Origin of the sequence: Streptomyces sp. SirexAA-E (assembly GCF_000177195.2) — a bacterium.
Classification (GTDB): Bacteria; Actinomycetota; Actinomycetes; order Streptomycetales; family Streptomycetaceae; genus Streptomyces; species Streptomyces flavovirens.
Genome location: NC_015953.1, coordinates 6,194,405 through 6,217,722, shown reverse-complemented (window position 1 = coordinate 6,217,722; position 23,318 = coordinate 6,194,405). Strand labels below are relative to the sequence as shown.

The following is a 23,318-nucleotide window of genomic DNA, read 5'->3' as shown; positions in this document are numbered from 1 at the left end:
TTTAATCAGTCGTCTGTATAGTACGGCGCATGGCGCTTCCTGACACCCGGACCAAGGTTCTCGACGCCGCCGAACGCCTCTTCGCCGAGAACGGCTACCGCGGGACCTCTGTTCGCGCGATCACCAACCTCGCCGGGGCGAACCTGGCCGCTGTGGCTTATCACTTCGGGTCGAAGGCGGAACTCATGGCCGCGGTGGCCCGACGCGTGATCGAGCCCATCAACAAGGCCCAGCACGCCCGGCTCGACGAGATTCTTTCCAGGACCGCAGATCCGGGCGTCGCCGACCTCGTGGAAGCCTTTGTCGGCCCTCTGTTCGACGAGATGCCCGCCGACGATGCCGGCGGAGCCCGCACCTCCCGACTGATCATGACGATCCTCAGCGATCCGGCCGAAGAGGCCCGCAGCTGGACCGGCCCGGACGAAGCTGCCGTCCGTGAGCGCTTCCTGTCGGCCTTCGCCCGCGCACTGCCTGGCGTTGCCCCGCAAGAGCTGTGGTTCCGGTTGCGGGGAACCCTCGCCGTGACGGCCGTGGATCGCGTCGAGGTCCACAACCAGCCCACACCCAGCTGCTCCGCAGCGACAGGCGGGGAGGCCAAGCGCTGGGCGATCACGTTCCTGACGGCAGCGATGAGCGCCCCGGCGACCGAAACCGTTCGATAGTCCGCCTTCGCCGCATCCGCCGTCCTGGCGCCAGGCTGCGATCGCTCGGAAGTGGCGTATCACCTTGCCGGTCCTCGTGCTCCTCGATCCCGTCGCGGCCGGGATCGGGGTGACGACCCGCGTGCTACGGCCGACGCGGAGCACTCGGCACGGACACCTTCCCTGGCGAACCAGGGCGTCGCCCTTGCCCGTAGGGACCACCCCGCAGGTGCGGGGTGGTCCCGGCACCTGCGGTCACAGGCCTCTCGGGTCTCCGAGAATCGCCATGAGGTCGCAGTGGACGAGCGCGCCGCCATCCAGCCGCGCCGCGACCACCTGGCGGGCGGGCCGGTGGGCGGGATCGGGGGACATCGTGGTCCACTCCCGGTTGAGAGGGCCCCGGTCGCGATACCGGGCGAGCCGGAACGTCATCTTGAGAATGTCGTCCGTCGCGCCGTCCACGGCGGCCATGAGTGCGCGGACATGGGCAAACACGTTCGCGCACTGCGCTCGGAGATCCTCCGGCATCTCACCGGTCGCCGGGTCACGGCCTGTGAGGGCGCCCGAGGCGAGGAACGGGCCGATGCGGCTCGCCGCCGGAACGGGATTGGCGTGCCCGAAGCTGGGGAGGTAGACACTGACCCGGCCCGGCACGCGGTCAGGGTGCGGCGACGACATGGTTCTCGATCACCCCGAGGCCCTCGATCTCGGCCCGCACGACGTCTCCCGTCCTGAGGAACCGTCCGATGGGGGCGCCGATCCCCGCGGGGGTGCCGGTGGCGAGGATGTCGCCCGGCATGAGCGTCATGACCTGTGACAGGTAGGCGATCTGCTCGTAGATGTCGTAGATCATGTCGTTGGTGGACGAGTCCTGTCGTACCTCGCCGTTGACGGACAGCCGCATCCGCAGGGCGTGCGGGTCGGCGATCTCGTCGTCCGTCGTCAGCCATGGGCCGATCGGCCCATGGGTGTCGAAGGACTTGCCCAGCGTGAAGGTGGGCGACCGCTTGGCGAGCCAGTCGCGCACGGACACGTCGTTGGCCACGAGGTAGCCCGCGATCACGGAGCGGGCGTCCTCGGCGGCCACGTGCCGGCAGCGCCGGCCGATGACCACTCCCAGCTCCACCTCGTAGTCGAGCTCGTCCGACACCGTCGGCTCGTGGATCGCGTCGTGCGGACCGACGATGCACGACACCTGCTTGTTGAACCACATCTGGCTGGTCGGGACCGGCACGCCGGCCTGGCGCGCCTCCTCCGCGTGTTCCCTGTAGTTCATGCCGATACCGAGGTACTTCTGCGGGTCGTCGACCGGCGCCTCCAGCACGACGGCGTCGAGCGGAAGGCTCGGGCCCTCAGCTGCGAGGACGGCCTCCCGGAGCGTGCCGAGCACCGGCAGGATCGCGCGCAGCGACGTGCCGACACCCGGGACGCCGGAGATGTCGGTGACCCGGTCACCGTCGACGCGCCCGAGCCGTACGGGGCCCTCGGCTACGCGGAATCGTGCGATCTTCATCGTTGTCCGTCTTTCCCTGTGGTCTCGTCCTGCGCCTCCAGCTCCGAGGGCATCGCAGGCCATACGTGTTCGCCGTCCGGCGTCATCTGGAAGCTGAGGAAGCGCCACTCGCCGTCGTCGCAGCGCCGCAGCACCTGGGTGACGACTCCCCCGAGTACGCGTTCGCCCCCCTCGGGGGAACGGAGCCGGTTGGTCAGCCGGCCCGTCATGACGGCCACGTCGCCGACGAGCCGGATACTCAGCTCGCCCCGCGTCGAGTCGAGGTAGGCCCGCCGTGTCGCGACGTGCTCCAGCAGCTGGGCTTTGCTGTGCGTGAGCCCGGGGGCGTGGACGTGTACGAGCGAGTCGTCGAACATCGCGTCCAGCGCCGGGAGGTCCACCGCGACGAGCGCCGCGCGACGGCGCTCATCGAGGGCGGTGAGCTCGGCCCTGGTCGCGGCGTCCGCGTTCACGACGGTACTCACAGGACCCCCCGGTACGAGCCGCCGTCGAGCTGGAGGTTCTGGCCCGAGATGTACCCGGCCTGCGCACTGCACAGGAACGCGCAGGCGTCGCCGAACTCCTCGGGACGGCCGAGTCGGCGGGCCGCGACGGTCGACGCGATGCGCCTGCGGGCCTCGTCCCGGTCGATGCCCTCGGCCGCCATCATCCGCCGGGCCATGAACTCCTGCCTCGGTGTGTCGATCCGCTCCGGGAGCAGGACTCGTCTTCACCCTGAGCGAGTACTTCGGCCTCGTGCACCACGACTCCACCTTCGACATCGCCATCCGCCTCATCCCCCTCAACGGCTTCACCGTCCTCCTCGGCCCGCTGGTCGGACGCCTCATGGTCCGCACCACCCCCGGCCTCGTCCTGATCGCCGGCCTCGTCACAGGCGGCATCGGCGCCCTCCTCGTCACGACCTTCGACGCGTCCACCGGTGTCGCCTGCTCCGCCGCGGTCATCGGCATACTCGGCATAGGCATCGCCCTGGCCACGGCGGCATCGCCCTGGCCACGGCCCCCATCACCACCATCGCCGTGAACAGCCTGCCGCCCCGCCTCGCCCCCACCGCAGGTGCCGCGAGCAGCGCCCTGCGCCAGATCGGCAGCGCGCTCGGCCCGGCGGTCTTCGGCGTGCTCCTCACCAACCGCACCCTGAGCACCCTGCCAGGCCATCTCGCGGCCTCGGACCTCGGCACTGCCGACCGGGGGCAGGTACTGGGTATGGTCTCCGACGCCGGCATCCAGGCCGGTGCCTTCCTTCGCCTCTCCACCGGCCCGACCACGGCGGAGGCCCAGTCCGTCTACGGCGCGAGCTTCACCGACGCGCTGCGGACCTGCGCACTGGTCGGCGGCATCGGGATGCTGGCCGCCGCCGTGGCTCTGGCCACCATCGGTGTGCGCAAGACCGCGCACAACGCCGCCGCCGGCTCTTGACCGGGGCCGGGGCGTGATCGTCGGAAGAACCCGGTCGACAGCGGGACGAGGGCCATGACCCGCGTCGGCCCCATGGCTGCGACCAGCAGGTACGTCATGGAGAGTCCGGTACCGAAGAGCGCCGCCCGGGCCGTCGGGGCCGGGCTCCACCCGGTCCGCCCGTACACGACGGCACCGAGGAGCGCCGGTCCGCGGATGAGGCCGAGCGTCCGCTCGACGCGTGTCAGCCGGCCAGCATGCCGGGCAGACCCCCGTCCTTCGCCAGCCGCTCCAGCTCGTCGAGTGCGGCTACGGCCTGCCTCCCGGCGTCCGGGTCCCGGTCGGCGAGCCCGCCGGCCACGAACTCGTCCTCGTCCAGACGCAGGACCTCGGAGCCGTCCGCCGAAACCCAGAGGTCGAGTTCGAGGTCCTCGACCTCGATCTCCGTTCCGCCCTCGGCGGTCTCGCGGACCGCTGTGGGCCGGGTGATGTCGCAGTACCAGCCCTTGAGTTGGCCCTCGCCGTCGCGCACTTCCTTGACGGCGTACCAGCGGTCTCGCCAGTAGTGCTCGGTGAACACGTCTCCCGGTTCGAAGCGGACGAAGCCGAAGTCGCGGACGCCCGGCGCCGACCAGGGGGCCAGGACCGAGATCCGGGTGCCGTCGTCGGCCAGCAGCCTGGCCTGGTAGCGGATCTTGACCCGACCGGCCTTCGTCAGGACCACGTCCATCAGCTGTCGCATCCCACTGCTCCGGTTTCTTGGTGAAGCACCTCTCGAGCAAGCAATCAGCCTATCGGACACAGGACTTGCGCCGATCGCTCACGGTCACCGGTCGGCCCGGAGCGGATTCTCGCGATTCCGGGTCATCCGGGGGCGCGGCTGCCGAGGATGCCGACGACGAGCGGGGGCGACTCGGGTCACCGCCGCCGCGTGGACGGACTCGGCCCGACGGGTGCGGCGGTCATGTCGAGCAGCAGCATGGCGTCGTGGTCGGGCGTACCCGGTTCGGCTGTGTAGACGCCCATCCGGTGACCGGGGGTGCCTTCCAGGGCCATGCCCTGGAAGGCAAGGGTGATCTTCCCGACCTGAGGGTGCTGGAAGGTCTTGGTGGCGTTCTTGCGCCCGGTGACCTCGTAGCGCTCCCACAGACCGGCGAAGGCGGGGCTCTTGAGCAGCAGCTCGCCGACGAGCCCGGTCAGGTCGGGGGCGTCGGGATCAGTGCCGGCCAGAGCGCGCAGCCGGGCGACGCAGCCGCGGATCTGGTTCTCCCAGTCGGGGAAGACGTCACGGGCGGACGGGTGGAGGAAGAGGTACCGGGCGAGGTTCTGCTGTCTGACCGGCCAGTCGGCGATGCCGGCGTAGAGGGCGAGGCCGCCGGGGTTGTGAGCGAGCACGTCCATGCTGCGGCTGAGGACGTAGGCCGGGTTGGGGCGCACGCTCTCCAGCAGGAGTTCCACCTGCGGACGCACCGTGCGGGTCGGCGCCGGGGCGGGGCCGGGCGCATAGCGGGCGGCGCGCACGGCCAGGGAGCGCAGGTGCTGGTGTTCGGCGTCGTCGAGCTGGAGGGCACGGGCGATGGCGTCGACGACGGCGGGGCTGGGCCTGGTCTCCTTGGCGCGTTCCAGCCGGGTGTAGTAGTCGATGCTGACCCCGGCGAGGGTGGCCAGCTCCTCCCGCCGCAGACCGGGTGTCCGGCGCACACCGGGGCCGGGAGTGAGGCCCACGCTCCCAGGGCTGGTCCGGGTACGGCGGGCACGCAGGAAACGTCCCAGCTCGTCGCCGCTGCTGTGCTGCTCGGGTGCCATGAGGCAATTCTTACTCCGTCCCCGTCCCGACATGCCCGCCGAGGGGGGCCCTGTCACACCCCCGCCGGCCACTCCCCCGCACGGCTCGCCCTGCCTGTGTCCGGCACACGGGGGCAGGCTGGAACGTGTCGGCGCGACGTGTCCGCCCGGCACGGCGGCTGGGACGCACCGCCGTCCTGCGGGTACCGCCGCTGCACGAGCCCCGCCGCGCGACGGCCCACAGGGGCGGGGAACGACGAGAGGCGGCAAGCAGTGGAGCACACCGAGGTGGATGACATCGCCAACGAGGTCCGGGCCGTCGCCGCCGACGCGGGGCCACTTCGGCGCGGGTCGCGCCGGGCTGGCTGCTGGCGCAAGGTGAAGACATCGCCCCCGTCCCCGGTACCGGGCGCGTCCACCGGGTCGAGGAGGACACCGCCGCGGCCGAGGTCCGGCTCCCCCCGGAACAGCTCGACAGGCTCCCCGGTCCGTCCCCGGCCGTCGGCGAAACCCATCCCGAAGGCGCTCCGGCCATGCTCGAACACTGACGCCGCCTTCGAAACCCAGGAAAACACCGCACGCAAGGAGCCCTCATGCAGACCGTCACCCTGAACAACGGCATCGAGATGCCGGTCGTCGGCTTCGGCGTCTACCAGATCCCGCCCGAGCAGACCGAGCAGGCCGTCACCGACGCCCTCGCCGCCGGTTACCGCTCCCTGGACACCGCCGCCTCCTACGGCAACGAGGAGGCCGTCGGCCGTGCGATCAGCGGCAGCGGCATCCCGCGCGAGGACCTGTTCGTCACGACCAAGCTGTGGGTCTCCGACGCCGGCGAGGACAAGGCGAGGCGCGCCTTCGACACCTCGCTGCGCAAGCTCGGCCTGGACCACCTCGACCTCTACCTGATCCATCAGCCCTACGGCGACGTCTACGGCTCCTGGCGTGCCATGGAGAGCCTCCACGAGGAGGGGCTCGTCCGGGCGATCGGGGTCTCGAACTTCCACCCGGACCGGCTCGTGGACCTCATCGACCACAACGAGATCACCCCCGCGGTGAACCAGGTCGAGACCCACCCGTTCTTCCAGCGCACGGCGGACCAGGAACTGATGCGTGAGCGCGGGGTGCAGATCGAGTCATGGGGTCCCTTCGCCGAGGGCCGCAACCACCTCTTCACCGACCCGCGCCTGAGCAAGATCGCCGACGGGCACGGCAAGTCCGTCGCGCAGGTCGTGCTGCGCTGGCTCGTCCAGCGCGGCGTCGTCGTCATCCCGAAGTCGGTACGCGCCGAGCGCATGGCGGAGAACCTCGACCTCTTCGACTTCGAGCTCACCGACGACCAGATGAGGACCATCGCCGCCATGGACACCGGGGCGTCGCTGTTCTTCGACCACCGCGACCCCGCCATGGTCAGCCGGCTCGGCAACGCCGCCCTCGACTCCTGAGACCCGGAGGGAACGGCCATGATCCGGCCTGGAACGACTCGGACCTCGAGAAGACCGGTGCCGCGAAGGAGCCGGACCTCGAGTCCGGACGCCCCGACGGCACCCCGCGTGACCCGGTGACCACGTGGATGGTGCGCACCGGCGACCACCTGGCACCGCGCTGACGGCCGGACCCGGCGCGGCGACTTCCGCCCCACCCCCTGAGGAGCCCTGCTCATGCGAGCCACCCTGCTGTACGCGGCCGACGACGTACGTGTCGAGGACGTCGCCGATCCCGAGATCCACCATTCCACCGACGCGGTCGTGCGGATCGTGCTGTCCTGCGTCTGCGGCAGCGACCTGTGGCCGTACAGGTCGGCGCCGCCCACCGACAGCCCCCGCCACATGGGCCACGAGTTCCTCGGGGTGGTCGAGGAGACCGGCGCGGACGTACGCACGCTGAAGCCCGGCGACCTGGTCGTCGCCCCCTTCGTCTACTCCGACAACACGTGCGCCTACTGCCGCGAGGGCCTGCAGACCTCCTGCGTGCACGGCGGATCGTGGGGCGTGGACGGTGTGGACGGGGGCCAGGGGCAGGCCGCCCGCGTCCCCTACGCCGACGGCACCCTGGTCGCGCTGCCGGTCGGCGAGGACTCCGGCCTGCTGCCGGACCTGCTGACCCTCTCCGACATCCTGTGCACCGGCTACCACGCCGCCCGTACCGCCGGTGTACGACGCGGTGACAGCGTGGCCGTCGTCGGCGACGGCGCGGTCGGCCTGGCCGCCGTGATCTCCGCCAGGCTGCTGGGCGCCGAGCAGATCGTCCTCATGGGCCGCCACACGGCGCGCACCGACCTCGGCCGTGACTTCGGGGCCACCGACGTGGTCGCCGAGCGCGGCGAGGAGGGCATCGCCCGTGTGAAGGAGCTGACCGGCGGCGAGGGCAGCCACAAGGTCCTCGAATGCGTGGGGCTCGAGGACGCGATCCGGCAGAGCTTCGGCATCGTGCGGGACGGCGGCACGATCAGCCGGGTCGGCGCCCCGCAGTTCACCGACGTACCCTTCGGCTTCGGTGACTTCCTGCGCAACATCACGCTCACCGGCGGCGTGGCGCCCGCCCGTGCCTACATCGAGGAGCTGATGCCGCACATCCTCGACGGTTCGATCCGGCCCGGCCGCGTCTTCGACCGTACGGTCGGCCTGGAGGACATCGCCGACGGCTACCGGGCGATGAACGACCGCGAGGCGCTGAAGGTACTGGTGCGCCCGTGACCGCCCGCATGCCCGGCGCCGCGGCCGCGCGTGCGGGTCCCCGGGTCAGGGGGTCGCCGAGGACACCACGTAGACGACGGGGGCCGCAGGGTCCGTCATGTTGACGGTGATGTCCTGGGTGGGGCGGGGGTTGTCGTTCCGGTGGACCGTGCCCGCCCAGTCGACGCCCGGCCCGAAGACCCAGCCGGTGATCTTGACGTCCCGCTCGCTGATGGTGACCTTGCCCGTCTCCAGAGCCGCCCGGCCGGTGCCGACGCCGCTCAGGAAGCGGTCCAGCCCGGCGGACGTCGTCCGGAACTTCAGGTACATCCGGCTGGCTTTCCAGTTGTTCGTCTCGTAGTACTGGACGCCGACGGCGTTGCCCGGGACCGGCAGCTCGAAGATCCGTCGCTGCATGCCGGACGGCCAGTCCTCCCGCAGCCCCTGGGCCGCGGCCTCGGCCTCCTTGTCCATCCCGGAACGGCGGCTCTGCGACGCCGAGATCACCAGGTAGCCGGCCGGGACGCCGATGAGCAGGACGATGATGGTGAGGGTGATCAGCCGGCGCCGGAACATCCGGCGCCGGTCCTCCGGCGGGGACCCGTCGCCCCCCGAGGGGCCGCCGCCGGGGCCACCGGGGGGACCTCCGCGGGAGCCGTCGGAGGTCCCCCCGGCAGGGCCGTCGAGGGAGGCGCCCTCGTCGCCGCCGGGCCCCGGGGACCCTGAGGACGGGGGCTGGCACGGCGCGACGTGGTGCCCGGCTGCGGCGGTCATGGTCGGTGGTACCCCTCGGAGCTGTGGTGCGGAGTGCTGATGGGCGGACGGGACGGGCCGGCGGCGGCTCAGCCGGCGTCCCGGGTGCCGTTGCGCGTGCTGCGGAGCGTGCTCGCGGCCTGGTCGTAGATCTGGGCGTAGCGCTCGTACCGCTCGACCCGGCGGCGGTTGGTCCGCCGGAACCGCCGCGCGACCAGGCGTGCCAGGTCGGCGGCGCCGACCATACCGGCCTCGGGACCGAGCTGGGCCTTGGCGATCCGGGCCTCGGGGCGGTAGCCGCGTCCGGTGAGCTGGCGCTTGAAGGCGTCCCGGGCCGGCCCGATCAGCAGGTCGTCGGCCGCGCTGACGCCGCCGCCGATGACGAAGCACGAGGGGTCGAGCGCGGCCGCGAGGTTGGCGATGCCGACCCCGAGCCACTGGCCGATGTCCTGGAGGAGTTCGACGCACATCGCGTCGCCCTCGCGGGCCAGCTCGGTGATGAGCGGGCCGGTGATGTCGGGGATGTTCCCCTTGACCCGCTCGATGATGCCGTGGGCGACCGGAGAGTCGGCGGCGGCCAGCTCCTTCGCCTCGCGCACCAGGGCGTTCCCGGAGCTGTACTGCTCCCAGCAGCCGCGGTTCCCGCACGGGCAGCGGTGCCCACCGGGCACGACCTGCATATGGCCGAACTCACCGGCGACGCCGTACTTGCCCCGCTTGACGTGCCCGTCCTCCAGGATCGCGCCGCCGATACCGGTGCCCAGCGTGATCATGACCAGGTGGTCCTCGCCGCGGCCGGCGCCGAAGCGCCACTCCGCCCAGGCGGCCGTGTTGGCGTCGTTGTCCACCATGACGGGGACGACGAGGCGGGAGGCGAGCGCGTCCCTGAGGGGTTCGTCGCGCCAGGCCAGGTGCGGGGCGAAGAGCACCTTGGAACGGTCGGCGTCCACCCAGCCCGCCGCGCCGATGCCGACGGCGTGGACGTCGTGCCGGTCGGAGAGGTCCAGGACGAGCTCGACGATGGTGTCCTCGACGACCTTGGGGCTCTTGGACTTGTCCGGTGTCTCGGTCCGCAGGGTCTCCAGGATGTTGCCGTCGGCGTCGACGACGCCGGCCATCACCTTGGTACCGCCGATGTCGATGCCGACGGTGGGCACTCTGGGTGCCGTGAGGTGCGAACGCCGCTCCCTCGTACCGACGGTCCGCAGGACGGTGGCGCGGGCGGAGCCGCGGTGGGTGAAGTCGCGGTACGTGCTCATCGTCCCTGCGGCAGGTCGGGGGGCCGGGAGGTCGTCATTCCGGCGGCGGACGGCGCCCGCCGCCCTCGATTCTGCCATTCCCGCGCCCCCGGATCCGGTGGACGGTCCCGGGGACGCGGTGACGGGAGTCGCGCTACGGGGTGTCGGCGCCGGTCGGGCCGCCGCCGAGGCGGTCCGGCGCGGGGGCCCGCTCCAGCTCGTGACTGAGCTCCTCCAGCTCGCTGCCGCCCGCCATCTGACGGGTCAGCTCGTCCAAGGTGACGTCGTCCTTGGTGTGGCTGCCGGACATCGCGCCGCGCTTGAGGAGGACGAAACGGTCACCGACGAGGTACGCGTGGTGCGGGTTGTGCGTGATGAGGACCACGCCGAGTCCGGCGTCCCGGGCTGCCGCGACGTACTTGAGCACGACACCGGACTGCTTGACGCCGAGCGCCGCCGTCGGCTCGTCCAGGACCAGGACCTTGGCGCCGAAGTACACGGCGCGGGCGATCGCCACGCACTGGCGCTCGCCGCCGGACAGGGTGCCGATCGGCTGGTCGACGTCGCGCAGGTCGATACCCATGCGCAGCAGCTCCCTGCGGGTGGTCTCCCGCATCAGCGCCACGTCGAGGCGCTTGAAGGGGCCCGTCCCCTTCGTCGGCTCGGAGCCGAGGAAGAAGTTGCGCCAGACCGGCATCAGCGGGACGACCGCCAGGTCCTGGTAGACCGTGGCGATGCCCCGGTCCAGGGCGTCGCGCGGGTTGGCGAGCACGGTGTCCTCGCCGTCGATCCGGAACGTCCCGGCGTCGTGCTGGTGCAGCCCCGAGATGATCTTGATGAGGGTGGACTTGCCGGCCCCGTTGTCGCCGAGGACACAGGAGATCTCGCCGGCGTGCACCTCCAGCGAGACGTCCGTCAGCGCCTTGATGTTGCCGTAGAACTTGCTGACGTGGTCGAGCTCGACGAGTGCCCCGCGGCTCTCCGCGTCCTCGGTGGCCCGAGCCTGGGCGGCCGTCATGTCGTCGCCTCCGCGCGCTTGCGTACCCATGCGTTGAGCAGGGTGGCCAGGAGCAGCATCGCTCCCAGGAAGAACTTGAACCAGTCGGGGTCCCACTCCGCGTAGACGATCCCCTTGCTGGTCATACCGAAGATGATCGCGCCGACCGCGGCCCCGATCGCCGAGCCGTAGCCGCCGGTGATCAGGCAGCCGCCGATAACGGCCGCGATGATGTAGGTCAGCTCGTTGCCGACGCCCTCGCCGGACTGCACCACGTCGTAGGAGAACAGCAGGTGCTGGCCGGAGACCCAGGCGGCGAACGCCACCCCGAGGTAGAGGCCGATCTTGGTGCGGACGACCGGGACACCGACCGCGCGGGCGGCGTCGGCCTCGCCGCCGACGGCGAAGATCCAGTTGCCGAAGCGGGTGCGGATCAGGATCCAGGTGGCGATCGCGACCAGGGCCGCCCACCACAGGATGGTGACCTTCAGCTCGACGTCGCCGAGGGTGAGGTAGGAGGCGAAGACCTTGCGGGCGGACGCGAAGCCCTCCATGTCGCCGATGGCCTTGGTCGACACGGTGCCGCTGATCAGCTTGGTGAAGCCCAGGTTCAGCCCGGTCAGCATGAGGAAGGTGCCGAGCGTGATGATGAAGCTGGGCAGCTTCGTGTGGGTCAGCATGAAGCCGTTGAAGGCCCCGAAACCGAGGGTGACCAGCAGCGACACGAAGACGCCGACCCAGACGTTGGCGGTCATCTGGTAGCTGAACATCGAGGAGACCAGCGCGGAGCTGGTGACCATCACGCCCGCGGACAGGTCGAACTCGCCGCCGATCATCAGCAGCGCCACCGGCGCCGCCATGATGCCGATGGTGGACGCCGCGTAGAGCACGGTGCCGATGCTGGACGTCTGCAGGAAGCTGTCGGCGACCAGCGCGAAGAAGACGAAGACGGCCACGGCGCCGACGACCGAGCCGAGCTCGGGGCGGCCGAGCAGCTTGCGCAGCGGCGAGGTGCGCAGCAGCCGTTCGTCGGCCCCGTCCGGGGCCGCTGTCGAACCGGGCGCCGTCATCGGGTGCCCCGGTTGGTGTACTCGGCCAGCTCGTCGGCGTCGTCGGCGGTGATGACCTGCGGTCCGGTCAGTACGGGGCGGCCGCCGCCGAGCACGTTCCGGTTGAAGCGGTAGAGCCAGAGCAGGTCGACGGCCTCGTACCCCTGGAGGTAGGGCTGCTGGTCGACGGCGAAGCCGAGCGACTTGTTCGCGAGGGCGGTGGCCACGCTCGCGTTGAGGTCGAAGGTGTCGATCTCGGCCTTGCTGCCGGCGGTCTGCTTGGCCTTGACGGCCGCGGCGGCGAACGGGGCGCCGAGGGTGACGACCGCGTCGATGCTCCGGTCGGAGTCGAGCTTGGCCTCGATGGACGCCTGGACGTCGGGCATGTTGGTGCCGTCGACGTAGAGGTTCTGGAGGGTGCCGTCGAAGGTCTTCTTGGCTCCGGCGCAGCGCTGCTCGTGGCCGACGTTGCCCTGTTCGTGCAGGACGCAGAGCACCTTCTTGCGTCCGCGTGCGTTCAGTTCGTCACCCACGGCCTCACCGGCGATCGACTCGTCCTGCCCGATGTGGGTGAGGGCGCCGAACTGCTTGGACTCCGCCGAGCCGGAGTTCACCGTGATCACCGGGATGCCGGCCTTGACCGCCTTGGCGACGACGGCCTTCATCGAGTCGGGCTTGGCCAGCGTGACGATCAGCCCGTCGACCTTCTTGTCGATCGCGGTCTGGACGAGCTCGGCCTGCTGCTGGCCCTCGTCGTTGTGCATGTAGAGGAGGTTGATGTTGTCCTTGTCGGCCGCCTGCTTGGCGCCCTTCTGGACGATGTCCCAGAAGGTGTCGCCGTCGCCCGAGTGGGTGACCACGGCGAACGTCCAGCGGGGTGTGTTCACCGCGGACCGTCCCACGGCGGCCTCCTTGGCCGCGCGCTCCTCCGCCCGCTTGCCGCCGGTGCTGCTGCATCCCATGAGGGAGACTCCCAGCACCGCTGCGAGCACGGCGCCCATCGCGCGTACCCCTGTCCGAACCCTTGCCACGACGCCGTGCCCTTCTTGTGCTGCTCGCTGTGCTGCCTGGTGGAGCCGGGGAGAGTGGACTCCCGGCCCGGCCGCCCAAGTATCCCCGAGCCGGGACCGGGATCGCCCGGCAGGGGCTCGGCGGCGGTTCGGGGCGTGCCGGCGGCCTCCCCTCGTCGGGCCGCCCGCACACGGTCTGCGGGGCCGCCTGTGCAGCGTGGCGAGGCGGCTGAGGGAGTTCTAGCCGCCTCGCGTGACGCCGTCAACACTCGGCGGTGAGGCCGGGCCCGCGAGGGGTGCGGCGGGCGGGCTCAGGGACGCGCCAGCAGCTGGAACTCGAAGGCGTACCGGGAGGCGCGGTAGACGTGGCAGCCGAACTCGACCGCCCGGCCTCCGGCGTCGAAGGTGGTGCGCTCCATCGTGAGAAGCGGCGCCCCGGGCGGCTCGGCGAGCAGGTCGGCCTCATCGCCGCCGGCGGCCCGCGCCCCGACGGACTGGCGGGCGCTGTGCAGGACGATGCCCGAGGAGCGCATCATCCGGTACAGCCCGGTGGCCTCCAGCCGCCCGGTGTCCAGGTCGAGCAGGCCCGTGGGCAGGTGGTTGCGGAGCAGGGCCACGGGCTCGTCGTGCGCGAGGCGCAGCCGTTCGACGAGGTGGACGTCGCTGCCCTCCGCTACCCCGAGCGCGGCGGCGACCTCGGCCGGGGCGGGCTCGACGGTGTTGCGCAGGACACGGGTGGCGGGGCGGCGGTCCGCGGCCTCCAGGTCGTCGTAGAGGCTGCTCAGCTCCAGCGGGCGTTTGACGCGGCTGTGGACGACCTGGGTGCCGACCCCTCGGCGGCGCACCATCAGCCCTCTGTCGACGAGCGACTGGATCGCCTGGCGGACGGTCGGCCGGGACAGCCCGAGCCGTGCGGCGAGCTCCAGTTCGTTGCCGAGAAGGCTGCCGGGCGCGAGGCGGCCCTGCTCGATGGCCGCCTCCAGCTGCTGGGCGAGCTGGTGGTAAAGCGGGACGGGGCTGGTGCGGTCCACACCCAGCCCCAGGGCGGCGGAGTCGGCGGCGGGTTTGGGCACGGACGGGAGCGTACCGCGTGGCAGCCGCGCCGTACCGGCTTTTTGTCAGGACATATAGTTGACAGTGCGCCGGGCGGGCGGCACGTTGAGTCCATGCGTATCGGACTCATCGGCACCGGCCGGATCGGTTCCTTCCACGCGGGCGTCCTGGGCCGCCACCCGGGCGTCGACGCCCTGGTGGTGACGGACCCCGACGCGGCCCGCGCGGCCGGGGTCGCCGAGCGGACCGGCGCCAGGGCCGTCGCCTCGGCCGCCGAGGTCCTGGCCGCCGGGGTGGACGCGGTGGTCATCACCTCGGCGACCGCGGCGCACGCGGACCTCATCGGCCGGGCTGCGCGGGCGGGCCTGCCCGCCTTCTGCGAGAAGCCGATCGCGCTGGACCTGCCCGGGACCCTGGGCGCGCTGGAGGAGGTCGAGCGGGCGGGCAGCGTGCTCCAGCTCGGTTTCATGCGCCGCTTCGACGCGGGGTACGGCGCGGCGCGCGCGGCCGTGCGCGGCGGGGCGCTGGGCAGGCTGCACACCGTACGGACGGTCACCTCCGATCCCGCTCCCCCGCCCGCCGACTATCTCCCGCTCTCCGGCGGCCTGTTCAGGGACTGCCTGGTGCACGACTTCGACATCCTGCGGTGGGTGACGGGCCGTGAGGTGGTGGAGGTGTACGCCACCGGATCGGACGCGGGCCCGCCGGCCTTCCGGGACGCGGGCGACGTGTCGACGGCCGCCGCCCTGCTGACCCTGGACGACGGCACGACGGCGACGTCGACGGCGACCCGGTGCAACGGCGCCGGTTACGACGTACGCATGGAACTGGCGGGCGAGCGCGACCAGTTGGCGGTCGGGCTGGACGGCCGTACCCCGATCACCTCGGCGGAGCCGGAAGGCCCGCCCGCACCCGCCGAGCCCTGGCCCGGCTTCCTGGAGCGCTTCGCCCCGGCGTACGAGGCGGAGCTGGACGCCTTCGTCCGGGTGGTACGCGGCGAGCTGGCGAACCCCTGCGACGGCCGGGAGGCACTGCACGCGCTGCGGGTCGCGGAGGCCTGCGAGCGCTCACGCGCCGAGCGCAGACCGGTCCCGCTGGCCGAGATTCCCGGCGGCTGACCGTGCTCTCCGGCCGCCCGGCCGGGTCAGGCCGGGCGGGCGGAGAGCACGGTCCCCTGGGCGACCGCGCACAGCGTCTCGGTGCCCTCGTCGTCCACGGTGTACAGATCGCAGCGCGCCACGGCCTGCCGGCGCGCGGTGTGGACGACCACCGCACGGGCGCTCAGGGTCCGGCCGGTCGCGGGGCGGATGTACTGGATGGAGAAGCCGCCGGTGAGCACGGCGGCCCCGAGCGTGGTCCCGGCGGCGAAGGTGAGGGCGTTGTCGGCGGCGTACGCCAGGACACCGCCGTGCAGGAAGCCGTTCTGCTGCCGGAGTTCGTCCCGAACGCCGACCTCCAGCGTGGCGGCGCCGTCACCGAACCCGGTGAGCCGCGCCCCGACGAGGGAGCTGAACGGCTGGCTGTCGAGGACCTGTCGTGCCGCCTGGAGGCTGAGTTCCGTCATGCCGGCCTTCCTACCTCACCACCGTACGGGCAGGCGGCGCACCCCGCGGATCAGCAGGCCCGGCAGCCAGTCGGGCTCTTCGCCGTCCGGGTCGGGGGCGAGCCCGGGGCACCTGTCCAGCAGGGCCCGGACGGCGATGCGTCCTTCCATGCGGGCCAGCGGGGCACCCAGGCAGAAGTGCATGCCGTGGCCGAACGCCAGGTGGCCCCGCGGCTCACGCCGGATGTCGAAGGTGTCCGGGTCCGGGTAGCGGTCCGCGTCCCGGTTCCCGGAGCCCAGGGCCACCAGCACGGCGTCGCCCGCCGGGATCACCTGGGAGCCGATCGTGACCGGTTCACGGGCGAAGCGGAAGGTCGCGGTCTCCACCGGCCCCTCGTACCGCAGCATCTCCTCGACGGCCCCGTCGAGCAGCTCCGGCCGGGCCCGCAGCAGGGCGAGCTGGTCGGGGTGGTCCAGCAGGGCGCGCACACCGTTGGAGATGAGGTTGACGGTCGTCTCATGGCCGGCCACCAGCAGCAGGAAGGCCATGCCGACGAGTTCGTCGGACGACAGCCGGTCACCCTGTTCGTCCCGGGCCTGGATCAGTGCGCTCATCAGGTCCTCGCCCGGTGAGCGGCGCTTGTCCGCGATGAGCTCGTCGAGATAGTCGCCCATGGCGTGGACGGCCTTCTCCTCCGCGTCGCGCGCGACGGGCGCGACGATGGCGTTGGACAGGTGCCGGAAGGCGTCCCGGTCCAGGTCCGGTACGCCGATCAGTTCGCAGATCACGGTCATCGGCAGCGGGAAGGCGAAGGCGTCGACGAGGTCGGCGCGTCCTGCGGGCACCATGGCGTCGAGGAGCCGGCCGGTGATCTCCTCGACGCGCGGGCGCAGCGCCTCGATCCGCCGTGCGGTGAACTCACCGGCCACCAGCCTGCGCAGCCGCGTGTGGTGCGGCGCGTCCATCTCCAGCATGTTGGCGTTGATGGGGTTCTCCGACGCCGCCCAGTGCTCGGCCGTACGCCAGTCCTTGCTGAACCGCTGGTCCGCGAGGGCCGCGCGGGCCTCCTCGTAACCGACGATCAGCCAGGCGTGCTCGATGTCGTCGGTACGGATGGCGTGCACCGGGCCCTCGGCGCGCATCTTCGCGTAGAACGGATACGGATTCGCCGTGAAGTCCTGTGCTCCACGCAGATCGACCACGGACATCGGCCTGCCCCCCTCGTTCGGTCCGAATCGGTTTCAGGGTAGGCCCCCGTCCGGCTCCCTGCTCTCGTCGAGCAGCCCCGCGTCGTGGACCAACAACGCGATCTGGACACGGTTGTTGAGGTCGAGCCGGGCGAGGACCCGGGAGACGTGCGCCTTCACGGTGGCCACGCTCAGATGGAGGGCGGCGGCGATCTCCGCGTTGGACGCGCCGCGTCCGACGGCCGTCGCCACGTCCTGTTCGCGCTCCGCGAGCTCGCCGAACCGCTGCCGCGCACGGCGTCTGCGGGCCGAGCGGTCGTCGGGGGCGCGGCCCGCGGCGTGGGCCATGAGGCGGCGGGTGACGGCGGGCGAGAGGACCGGTTCCCCGGCGGCGACCCGGCGGACCGCCTCCACGATCTGGGCGGGTGGCGTGTCTTTCAGGACAAATCCCGCCGCTCCGGCGCGGATGGCCCGCAGCACCTGTTCGTCGGCGTGGAAGGTGGTGAGCACGACGACCTCCGGTGCGCCGGGCCGGCTCCGCAGCGCCTCGGTCGCGGCCAGCCCGTCGACGCCCGGCATGCGGATGTCCATGAGCACGACGTCGGGGCGCAGCCGGGCGGCCAGGCTCTCGGCCTCGGCGCCGTCGGCCCCTTCCCCGACGATGTCGATGTCCGGTGCCCCGCCCAGCATCAGGGCGAGACCCGCCCGCACGAGCGGGTCGTCGTCGACGACGACCAGACGGATGGGCGGATCCGGCGGGGCTTCGGGGCTACTCATGGCGGCCACGCTATCCGGGGCCGGGCGACGGCGGCTGCGCGTCCGCGGGCCACGGCAGGTGCGCCAGGACCGTGAATCCCCCGTCGGGCGCCGGGCCGTGGGTCAGGGTGCCGCCGGCCAGGGAGGCGCGCTCGGTGAGCCCGATGAGGCCCTGACCGGAGCCGGGTACGGGATCGAAGGGTTCGGTGGGGGCCGGGTTGGCGACCTCGATGGTCAGCCCGTCCCCCGGGCCGCCGGTCACGGTGACCGCCACCGGGGCGCCGGGGGCGTGCTTGCGGGCGTTGGTCAGCGCCTCCTGGGCGATGCGGTAGAGCGTGCGCCCGGTGGCCGCGGGCGCGCCCGCCGGGTCGGCGACGCCGTTGTCCAGGGTCACCCGCGCTCCTGCGGCGCGGGACTCCTCGACCAGGGCGGGCAGGGTGGCGAGGGTGGGCTGCGGCCGGTTGCCCTCGTCGCCCTCGCCCGGGCTCCGCAGCACGCCGATGATCTCGCGCAGGTCCTGGAGCGCCTCGTGGGCGCTGTCCCGGATGACTCCGGCCGCCCTGCCGACCTCGGCCGGGGGCGCGTCGGGGCGGAATTCGAGGGCGCCCGCGTGCACGCTGAGCAGGGTCAGCCGGTGGGCGAGCACGTCGTGCATCTCGCGGGCGATGGCCTCCCGGGCCAGGCGCTGTGCGTGCTCGGCCCTGAGCGCGGCCTCGGACTCGGCCCGCACCACCCGGTCGCGCAGGGTGAGCAGGAGGCGGCGCCGTGACCGTACGACCATGCCCCAGCTGATCACCAGCAGGATCAGCAGCATCCCGATGACCGCGGAGGCGATGTAGGAGGACGCGGGGTCGGGGCGCAGCAGCGGCTGCACGGCGGCGGCGGCGAGCGCGGCCGCGCCGACGGAGGCCACCGGCCGGAAGGGGCGGTGCACGGCGAGGGAGAACAGCGCGACCATCAGCGCCCCGAGGGCGGCGGGCTCCACCGCGCTCACCACCGCCAGGGCGACCGCCACCCACACCGGCCGGCGCCGCCGGAGCCACAGGGCGCAGCAGGACGCGGCCGCGATCAGCACGTCGGCGAAGACGACGCCGTCCGGCGTGGCCGGGTCGGCGTCCACGACACCGAGGGCGGGCAGCGCGGCGCCCGCGGCGCAGAGGAAGGCCGCGATGTCGACGGCCCAGTCGCGCGCGGTGCGGCGCGCCCCGGCCCGGTCGCCGGGCAGCTCGTGGTCGGCCGGCGCCGACGGCAGCAGCCAGCGGTGTTCCGTACGCGTCATACCGGCCAACCTAGGCAGGTCAGGGGCGTCGACGGGGCGGCGCGGGCGGATCGGACACCTAAGTCGCCGACGTCAATACTTCGGTCGGCCCCTCGCAGACCGTCGGCCGAAGCGCGGGGACGGCGGTCCGCGCCAGGGTCGGGGCATGAAGAAATGTGTCGAGACCGTCGGGTTTCTCGTGTTCCTCCAGGGTGTCGCCGGGCTGCTGTACGAGTGGACGGGATGGTTCCGGCTGGGCACGCTGGTGGCCAGGCTGGACTTCCTCCAGGGCTACGCGCTCTTCGTGCACATCGTGCTGGTCGTGACCGGCGGGGCGCTGATGGTCGCGGCCGACTCGATCAGGTCCTGAGGTCTGCGTCGCGGCGTCCCCAGGCGGTGCCGGCCAGGACGAGCACCGCACCCAGCACCCCGGGGAGGCCGAGCCGTTCGCCCCCGATCGCGATACCCACGGCGGCGGCCCAGAGCGGTTCCGTACCCAGCAGCAGGCTGACCCGGGAGGGCGAGGTGCGGCGCACCGACCACATCTGCACGAAGAAGGCGAAGAGCGTGCAGAAGACGGAGAGGAAGACGAGCCCGGCCCATTCGGCCGCGCCGAAACCGGCGGCCACCGTCCAGGGGGACGGGCCGGTGCCCGGGGCCGCCGCCAGCACCGCGAAGACGGCGACGGCGGCCCCGAGCTGGACCGTCGTCAGGGAGAGCGAGTCGGCCCGCCGGAGCGCCTTGACGCGGGCCATGGCCAGGACGTGGACCGTGCGCGCGAGGGCGGCGAGGAGCATCAGCAGGTCGCCGGCCGACGGGCTGGTGAAGCCGCCGCCCTGGGTCAGGAGCACCACACCGGCGACCGAGAGCCCGGCCGCGGCGACGAAGGCCCGGGACGGGCGCGTCCGTGTGAGGGCGGCCTCGGCGAGCGGTGTGAAGATCATGGTGAGGCTGATGATGAGCCCGGCGTTGGTCGCGGAGGTGTGGACGACGCCGTACGTCTCCAGCAGGAAGATCCCGCCGAGCACCAGTCCGAGCAACCCGGCGCCCCGCCACTGCGCCGCGCCGAGCGCCCGCAGTCCACGCCGTGCGGTTACCGCCAGGACGGGCAGCACGAGCGCGAAGCGGAGCACGAGGACGGCGACGACGGTGTGGGTGGTGGTGATGCCCTTGGCCGCGAGGTAGCTGGCACCCCAGACGACCGCGACGAGCAGCACGGGCAGATCGGTGACCCAGGCACGGCGGGACGGGGCGAGCGCGGGCAGCGCGGCAGAGGACACGTGGTTCTCCTGCTTCTCCACAGCGGGAACGATGTGGAGACCTCACCGGCTCGCACGGGACGGTCACCGTACCGAACGGACGGCCCAGCCGCGAACCTCTGTCCGGAGGACGGACCGGCCTCGCTTCCCTAAAGGTCCTCCCGTGCGCAAGCGGCTGATCGGGGGTTCCGGCTCCTCCTAGAATGCCGGTCTTGAGATGTTCGTAGACACGGAGTTGGCACATGGGTGAAGCGCGGCCGGACGGACGGGTCGAGCGGGGGAACCAGACCAGGCAGCTGGTCCTGGCGCGCGCGGTCCAGGTCGCCTCGACACAGGGCCTGGACGGCCTGTCGCTCGGGCGGCTGGCCACGGAGCTGAAGCTGAGCAAGAGCGGCGTCTTCGCCCTCTTCGGATCCAAGGAGGAGCTGCAACTGGCCACCGTGCGCACCGCGGTGGCCATCTTCGTGGACCACGTGCTGACGCCGACGAGGGCGGTGGATCCCGGCCTGGGGCGGGTGTGGCGCATGTGCGAGAGCTGGCTCACCTATTCGCGGACCCGGGTCTTCCGGGGCGGCTGCTTCTTCTACGCGACCATCGCGGAGTTCGACTCGCGCAAGGGCAAGGTGCACGACGCGCTGGCGGCCACGCAGACCGGCTGGGTCACCTTCGTGGAGGAGACGCTGGAGGAGGCCCGGGTGCGCGGGGAGCTGGCGGCGGACACGGACGTCTCCCAACTGGCCTTCGAACTCATCGCGTTCATGGAACTGGCGAACGCCGAGTCGGTGCTCCACGACAACGCGCCGGGCTACGCCAAGGCGACGAAGGCGATCCTGGGGCGGCTGCGCGGCGTCGTCACGGATCCCGCGCTGCTCCCCGCCACCGCCTGAACGCCCGTCCGGGCACGGCCGTGGCCGCGCTTCCGGGGGGTACGGACCCGAGGGCGCGGCCGGACTCTCCGGCCCGCCCCGTCCTCTGCTGCTCGGTGTCCGTTTCCCGCCGGTCTTCCCCGCGCCGAGAGACTTTCCTGGTCCTCGTGCCCGCCGCCCGCAGTGTGCGGGGGCCTTCCAGGACGACGGACGGGAATCCGACATGACCAGCAGCAACAGGACCGCTCTCGTGACCGGCGGAAGCCGGGGCATCGGTGCGGCGACCGCTCTCCGGCTCGCGCGGGACGGCGCCGACGTGGCCCTGACGTACGTACGGGACAAGGAGGCCGCCGACGCGGTCGTCCGCCGCGTCGAGGGGTACGGGCGCCGGGGTGTCGCCCTGCGTTCGGACGCCGCCGACGCGGACGCGGCGGGTGCGGCGGTGCACGAGGCGGCGGACGCGCTGGGCCGGCTCGACGTCCTCGTCAACAACGCGGGCATCGGGGTCCTCGGTCCGATCACGCAGCTGGACCCGGCCGACGTGGACCGGGTCCTCGCCGTCAACGTACGCGCGGTGTTCCTGGCCTGCCGGGCCGCGGCGGAGCGGCTGGCGGACGGGGGCCGGATCATCTCGCTCGGCACGGCGCTGAGCCGGTACGCCGGCGGCCCGGGCGCCACGCTCTACGCCCTCGGCAAGTCCGCCCTGGCCGGTCTGACCAAGCCGCTGGCCAGGGAGCTGGGGCCGCGCGGCATCACGGTGAACCTGATCCAGCCGGGCCCGGTGGACACGGACCTCAACCCGGCCGACGGCCCGTTCGCCGCGGCCCAGCGGTCGGCCACCGCACTGGACCGCTTCGGCACCCCGGACGAGGTGGCCTCCCTGGTCGCCTATCTGGTGAGCGCGGAGGCCGCCTACATCACCGGTACGGAGGTGGTGGTGGACGGCGGTCACGCCGCGTAGGCCCTCCCGCCGGATCGGGACGGCTCGTACACCCCGGGCCCGCGCCGCACCGCCGGTCGGCGCGGGCCCGGACCTACGCTGGGCGGGGACGGCACCGCGAACGAAAAGGGAACCCGATGAGCCACACCCCGACCCCGGTCCACACCCTCCACGACGGCCGCACCCTCCCCGCGGTGGGCCTCGGCACCTGGCCGCTCGACGACGACGCGGCGGAACGGGCCGTCGCGGCGGCACTGGACGTGGGCTACCGGCTCGTGGACACCGCGCTGAACTACGGCAACGAGACCGGTACCGGACGCGGCATCACCCGCTGCGGCGTACCCCGCGAGGAGGTCCTCGTCACGACCAAGGTGCCCGGCCGGCACCACGGCTACGAGGAGACGCTGGCCTCGTTCGAGGAGTCGCGGAGCAACCTGGGCCTGGAGTACGTCGACCTCTACCTCATCCACTGGCCGCTGCCACAGGTGGACAAGTACGTGGACACCTGGAAGGCGATGATCAAGCTCCGCGAGGACGGCCTGGTGCGCTCCATCGGTGTCTCCAACTTCACCGCGGAGCACCTGGACCGGCTGGAGCGGGAGACGGGCGTGCTGCCCGTCGTGAACCAGATCGAGATGCACCCGCTGCTTCCGCAGGAGGAGCTGCGGGCCGTGCACGCCGCGAAGGGCATCGTCACGGAGAGCTGGAGCCCGCTGGCCAGGGGGCGTCAGGTCCTCGAGGCCCCGGAGGTCGTGGCGGCCGCCGAGGCGCACGGGGTGACGCCCGGTCAGGTGGTGCTGCGGTGGCACACCCAGCTCGGCGCGGTACCGATCCCGAAGTCCGCCGACCCCGGGCGGCAGCGGCAGAACCTCGACCTGTTCGGGTTCGAACTGACGCCCGAGGAGGTGGCGGCGATCGGTTCGCGGCCGCCGCACCGCTTCGGCGGCGACCCCGAGACGCACGAGGAGTTCTGAGGGCGGCGCGTCCCCGGGCGCGCGGCGGGCGCCGGACGGCCGGTCACCGGTTGCGCGGGGTGACCTCCGCCATCCGCGACCAGTCGTCCCCCGGCACCTCGACGTTGATGATCTCGGGGATCTCGGCGACCAGTTCGGACATGGTGTCGATGGCCGCCTTGAAGTGGTCCGAGTTCACGTGGGCGACGCCCGCCGCCTCGTCGGCGAACGCTTCGAGCAGGACGAACTGGTCCGGGTTCTCCACGCTGTAGGACCACTCGAAGAAGAGGTTCCCCGGCTCCTGGCGGGTGGCGAGGGTGAACGCGTCGACGGCCGGGAGCCAGTTGTCGCGCTCGGCGCTGCGGACGGTGAACTTGACGGCGATGAAGATCATGGCCACTCCAGTGGTGGGGCGGGTGCGGGCGTCGACCAGGCTGCCATATGCCT

Annotated in this window: 28 protein-coding genes; 10 read left to right on the top strand and 18 right to left on the bottom strand. The window is 72.3% G+C overall.

The features are described from left to right. The first annotated feature begins 29 nt into the window (after positions 1 to 29). Positions 30 to 662: a TetR family transcriptional regulator gene (locus SACTE_RS27380; RefSeq protein ID WP_014049265.1), complete on the top strand. Its 633-nt coding sequence runs from the start codon at positions 30 to 32 to the stop codon at positions 660 to 662. A gap of 234 nt (positions 663 to 896) precedes the next feature. Here SACTE_RS27380 and SACTE_RS27375 read toward each other — a convergent pair whose 3' ends face one another. The 4 genes from SACTE_RS27375 to SACTE_RS27360 are packed head-to-tail and all read right to left on the bottom strand — an operon-like array spanning position 897 to position 2,815. Then, entirely contained in the window at positions 897 to 1,295 is a 399-nt protein-coding gene (locus SACTE_RS27375; protein ID WP_226995187.1) for a Rid family hydrolase, read from the bottom strand. Between the two features lie 4 nt (positions 1,296 to 1,299). Beyond that, complete coding sequence (locus SACTE_RS27370; protein WP_014049263.1) at positions 1,300 to 2,154, bottom strand: fumarylacetoacetate hydrolase family protein; 855 nt, start codon at positions 2,152 to 2,154, stop codon at positions 1,300 to 1,302. After that, positions 2,151 to 2,618, bottom strand: coding sequence for a nuclear transport factor 2 family protein (locus SACTE_RS27365; RefSeq protein ID WP_014049262.1), 468 nt, complete (start codon positions 2,616 to 2,618; stop codon positions 2,151 to 2,153). The genes SACTE_RS27370 and SACTE_RS27365 overlap by 4 nt, the downstream gene beginning before the upstream one ends. Beyond that, the gene (locus SACTE_RS27360) at positions 2,615 to 2,815 is read right to left on the bottom strand and encodes an SDR family oxidoreductase (RefSeq protein WP_019993084.1); all 201 of its coding nucleotides are present in this window, start codon (positions 2,813 to 2,815) and stop codon (positions 2,615 to 2,617) included. Before SACTE_RS27360 ends, SACTE_RS27365 begins: the two co-directional genes overlap by 4 nt. Before the next feature lie 14 nt (positions 2,816 to 2,829). Here SACTE_RS27360 and SACTE_RS27355 point away from each other — a divergent pair, with 14 nt between their 5' ends. Both SACTE_RS27355 and SACTE_RS27350 read left to right on the top strand, forming a co-directional pair. Beyond that, positions 2,830 to 3,177 carry a hypothetical protein gene (locus SACTE_RS27355; RefSeq protein WP_041676625.1) on the top strand — a complete coding sequence of 116 codons (348 nt, stop codon included), beginning with the start codon at positions 2,830 to 2,832 and terminating at the stop codon, positions 3,175 to 3,177. Continuing rightward, positions 3,174 to 3,572, top strand: coding sequence for a hypothetical protein (locus SACTE_RS27350; protein ID WP_014049261.1), 399 nt, complete (start codon positions 3,174 to 3,176; stop codon positions 3,570 to 3,572). Before SACTE_RS27355 ends, SACTE_RS27350 begins: the two co-directional genes overlap by 4 nt. A 223-nt stretch (positions 3,573 to 3,795) precedes the next feature. Here the strand turns inward: SACTE_RS27350 and SACTE_RS27345 are convergent, their stop codons facing one another. Together SACTE_RS27345 and SACTE_RS27340 are read right to left on the bottom strand one after the other, a co-directional pair. After that, on the bottom strand, positions 3,796 to 4,293 hold the full coding sequence (locus tag SACTE_RS27345; protein WP_014049260.1) for a DUF402 domain-containing protein: 498 nt from the start codon (positions 4,291 to 4,293) through the stop codon (positions 3,796 to 3,798). 176 nt (positions 4,294 to 4,469) lie between these two features. Next, positions 4,470 to 5,357, bottom strand: coding sequence for a helix-turn-helix transcriptional regulator (locus SACTE_RS27340; RefSeq protein WP_014049259.1), 888 nt, complete (start codon positions 5,355 to 5,357; stop codon positions 4,470 to 4,472). Between the two features lie 572 nt (positions 5,358 to 5,929). Between SACTE_RS27340 and SACTE_RS27330 the strand changes: the two genes are divergently transcribed. Then, a complete protein-coding gene (locus SACTE_RS27330; RefSeq protein WP_014049258.1) occupies positions 5,930 to 6,778 on the top strand; it encodes an aldo/keto reductase in 849 nt (282 codons plus the stop codon). Positions 6,779 to 6,994: 216 nt separating this feature from the next. After that, positions 6,995 to 8,029, top strand: a complete 1,035-nt coding sequence (locus SACTE_RS27325; protein WP_014049257.1) for an alcohol dehydrogenase catalytic domain-containing protein — start codon at positions 6,995 to 6,997, stop codon at positions 8,027 to 8,029. A gap of 45 nt (positions 8,030 to 8,074) precedes the next feature. Here SACTE_RS27325 and SACTE_RS27320 read toward each other — a convergent pair whose 3' ends face one another. From SACTE_RS27320 to SACTE_RS27295, 6 genes are all read right to left on the bottom strand, one after another. Beyond that, positions 8,075 to 8,584 (bottom strand): hypothetical protein, encoded by a 510-nt coding sequence (locus SACTE_RS27320; RefSeq protein ID WP_014049256.1) that lies wholly within the window; start codon positions 8,582 to 8,584, stop codon positions 8,075 to 8,077. A gap of 266 nt (positions 8,585 to 8,850) precedes the next feature. Continuing rightward, the gene (locus SACTE_RS27315; RefSeq protein ID WP_014049255.1) at positions 8,851 to 10,020 is read right to left on the bottom strand and encodes an ROK family glucokinase; all 1,170 of its coding nucleotides are present in this window, start codon (positions 10,018 to 10,020) and stop codon (positions 8,851 to 8,853) included. A gap of 133 nt (positions 10,021 to 10,153) precedes the next feature. Beyond that, entirely contained in the window at positions 10,154 to 11,017 is an 864-nt protein-coding gene (locus tag SACTE_RS27310; RefSeq protein ID WP_014049254.1) for an ATP-binding cassette domain-containing protein, read from the bottom strand. Continuing rightward, entirely contained in the window at positions 11,014 to 12,066 is a 1,053-nt protein-coding gene (locus tag SACTE_RS27305) for an ABC transporter permease (RefSeq protein ID WP_014049253.1), read from the bottom strand. Before SACTE_RS27305 ends, SACTE_RS27310 begins: the two co-directional genes overlap by 4 nt. Next, complete coding sequence (locus SACTE_RS27300) at positions 12,063 to 13,046, bottom strand: substrate-binding domain-containing protein (protein ID WP_014049252.1); 984 nt, start codon at positions 13,044 to 13,046, stop codon at positions 12,063 to 12,065. The genes SACTE_RS27305 and SACTE_RS27300 overlap by 4 nt, the downstream gene beginning before the upstream one ends. Before the next feature lie 320 nt (positions 13,047 to 13,366). Next, complete coding sequence (locus SACTE_RS27295; protein ID WP_037758888.1) at positions 13,367 to 14,086, bottom strand: GntR family transcriptional regulator; 720 nt, start codon at positions 14,084 to 14,086, stop codon at positions 13,367 to 13,369. A gap of 135 nt (positions 14,087 to 14,221) precedes the next feature. Here SACTE_RS27295 and SACTE_RS27290 point away from each other — a divergent pair, with 135 nt between their 5' ends. Then, positions 14,222 to 15,226, top strand: coding sequence for a Gfo/Idh/MocA family oxidoreductase (locus SACTE_RS27290; RefSeq protein WP_014049250.1), 1,005 nt, complete (start codon positions 14,222 to 14,224; stop codon positions 15,224 to 15,226). 26 nt (positions 15,227 to 15,252) lie between these two features. On the opposite strand, the gene SACTE_RS27285 is transcribed toward SACTE_RS27290, so the two are convergent. The 4 genes from SACTE_RS27285 to SACTE_RS27270 are packed head-to-tail and all read right to left on the bottom strand — an operon-like array spanning position 15,253 to position 18,874. Then, the gene (locus tag SACTE_RS27285) at positions 15,253 to 15,672 is read right to left on the bottom strand and encodes a PaaI family thioesterase (RefSeq protein WP_014049249.1); all 420 of its coding nucleotides are present in this window, start codon (positions 15,670 to 15,672) and stop codon (positions 15,253 to 15,255) included. Positions 15,673 to 15,687: 15 nt separating this feature from the next. Further along, positions 15,688 to 16,860 carry a cytochrome P450 gene (locus tag SACTE_RS27280; protein ID WP_014049248.1) on the bottom strand — a complete coding sequence of 391 codons (1,173 nt, stop codon included), beginning with the start codon at positions 16,858 to 16,860 and terminating at the stop codon, positions 15,688 to 15,690. A 33-nt stretch (positions 16,861 to 16,893) separates the two neighbouring features. Continuing rightward, positions 16,894 to 17,616, bottom strand: coding sequence for a response regulator transcription factor (locus SACTE_RS27275; protein WP_014049247.1), 723 nt, complete (start codon positions 17,614 to 17,616; stop codon positions 16,894 to 16,896). 10 nt (positions 17,617 to 17,626) lie between these two features. Next, positions 17,627 to 18,874, bottom strand: coding sequence for a histidine kinase (locus SACTE_RS27270; RefSeq protein WP_014049246.1), 1,248 nt, complete (start codon positions 18,872 to 18,874; stop codon positions 17,627 to 17,629). Between the two features lie 145 nt (positions 18,875 to 19,019). Between SACTE_RS27270 and SACTE_RS27265 the strand changes: the two genes are divergently transcribed. Next, positions 19,020 to 19,223 carry a hypothetical protein gene (locus tag SACTE_RS27265; RefSeq protein WP_014049245.1) on the top strand — a complete coding sequence of 68 codons (204 nt, stop codon included), beginning with the start codon at positions 19,020 to 19,022 and terminating at the stop codon, positions 19,221 to 19,223. Here the strand turns inward: SACTE_RS27265 and SACTE_RS27260 are convergent. Beyond that, a complete protein-coding gene (locus tag SACTE_RS27260) occupies positions 19,213 to 20,133 on the bottom strand; it encodes a DMT family transporter (protein ID WP_014049244.1) in 921 nt (306 codons plus the stop codon). The two genes, SACTE_RS27265 and SACTE_RS27260, sit on opposite strands and share 11 nt — an antisense overlap. 221 nt (positions 20,134 to 20,354) lie before the next feature. Between SACTE_RS27260 and SACTE_RS27255 the strand changes: the two genes are divergently transcribed. From SACTE_RS27255 to SACTE_RS27245, 3 genes are all read left to right on the top strand, one after another. Then, positions 20,355 to 20,999 (top strand): TetR/AcrR family transcriptional regulator, encoded by a 645-nt coding sequence (locus tag SACTE_RS27255; RefSeq protein ID WP_014049243.1) that lies wholly within the window; start codon positions 20,355 to 20,357, stop codon positions 20,997 to 20,999. Positions 21,000 to 21,201: 202 nt separating this feature from the next. Then, positions 21,202 to 21,939: an SDR family oxidoreductase gene (locus SACTE_RS27250; protein ID WP_014049242.1), complete on the top strand. Its 738-nt coding sequence runs from the start codon at positions 21,202 to 21,204 to the stop codon at positions 21,937 to 21,939. 116 nt (positions 21,940 to 22,055) lie between these two features. Beyond that, positions 22,056 to 22,892, top strand: coding sequence for an aldo/keto reductase (locus tag SACTE_RS27245; protein ID WP_014049241.1), 837 nt, complete (start codon positions 22,056 to 22,058; stop codon positions 22,890 to 22,892). Positions 22,893 to 22,935: 43 nt separating this feature from the next. Here SACTE_RS27245 and SACTE_RS27240 read toward each other — a convergent pair whose 3' ends face one another. Next, positions 22,936 to 23,265: a putative quinol monooxygenase gene (locus tag SACTE_RS27240; RefSeq protein WP_014049240.1), complete on the bottom strand. Its 330-nt coding sequence runs from the start codon at positions 23,263 to 23,265 to the stop codon at positions 22,936 to 22,938. Between the last annotated feature and the right edge of the window lie 53 nt (positions 23,266 to 23,318).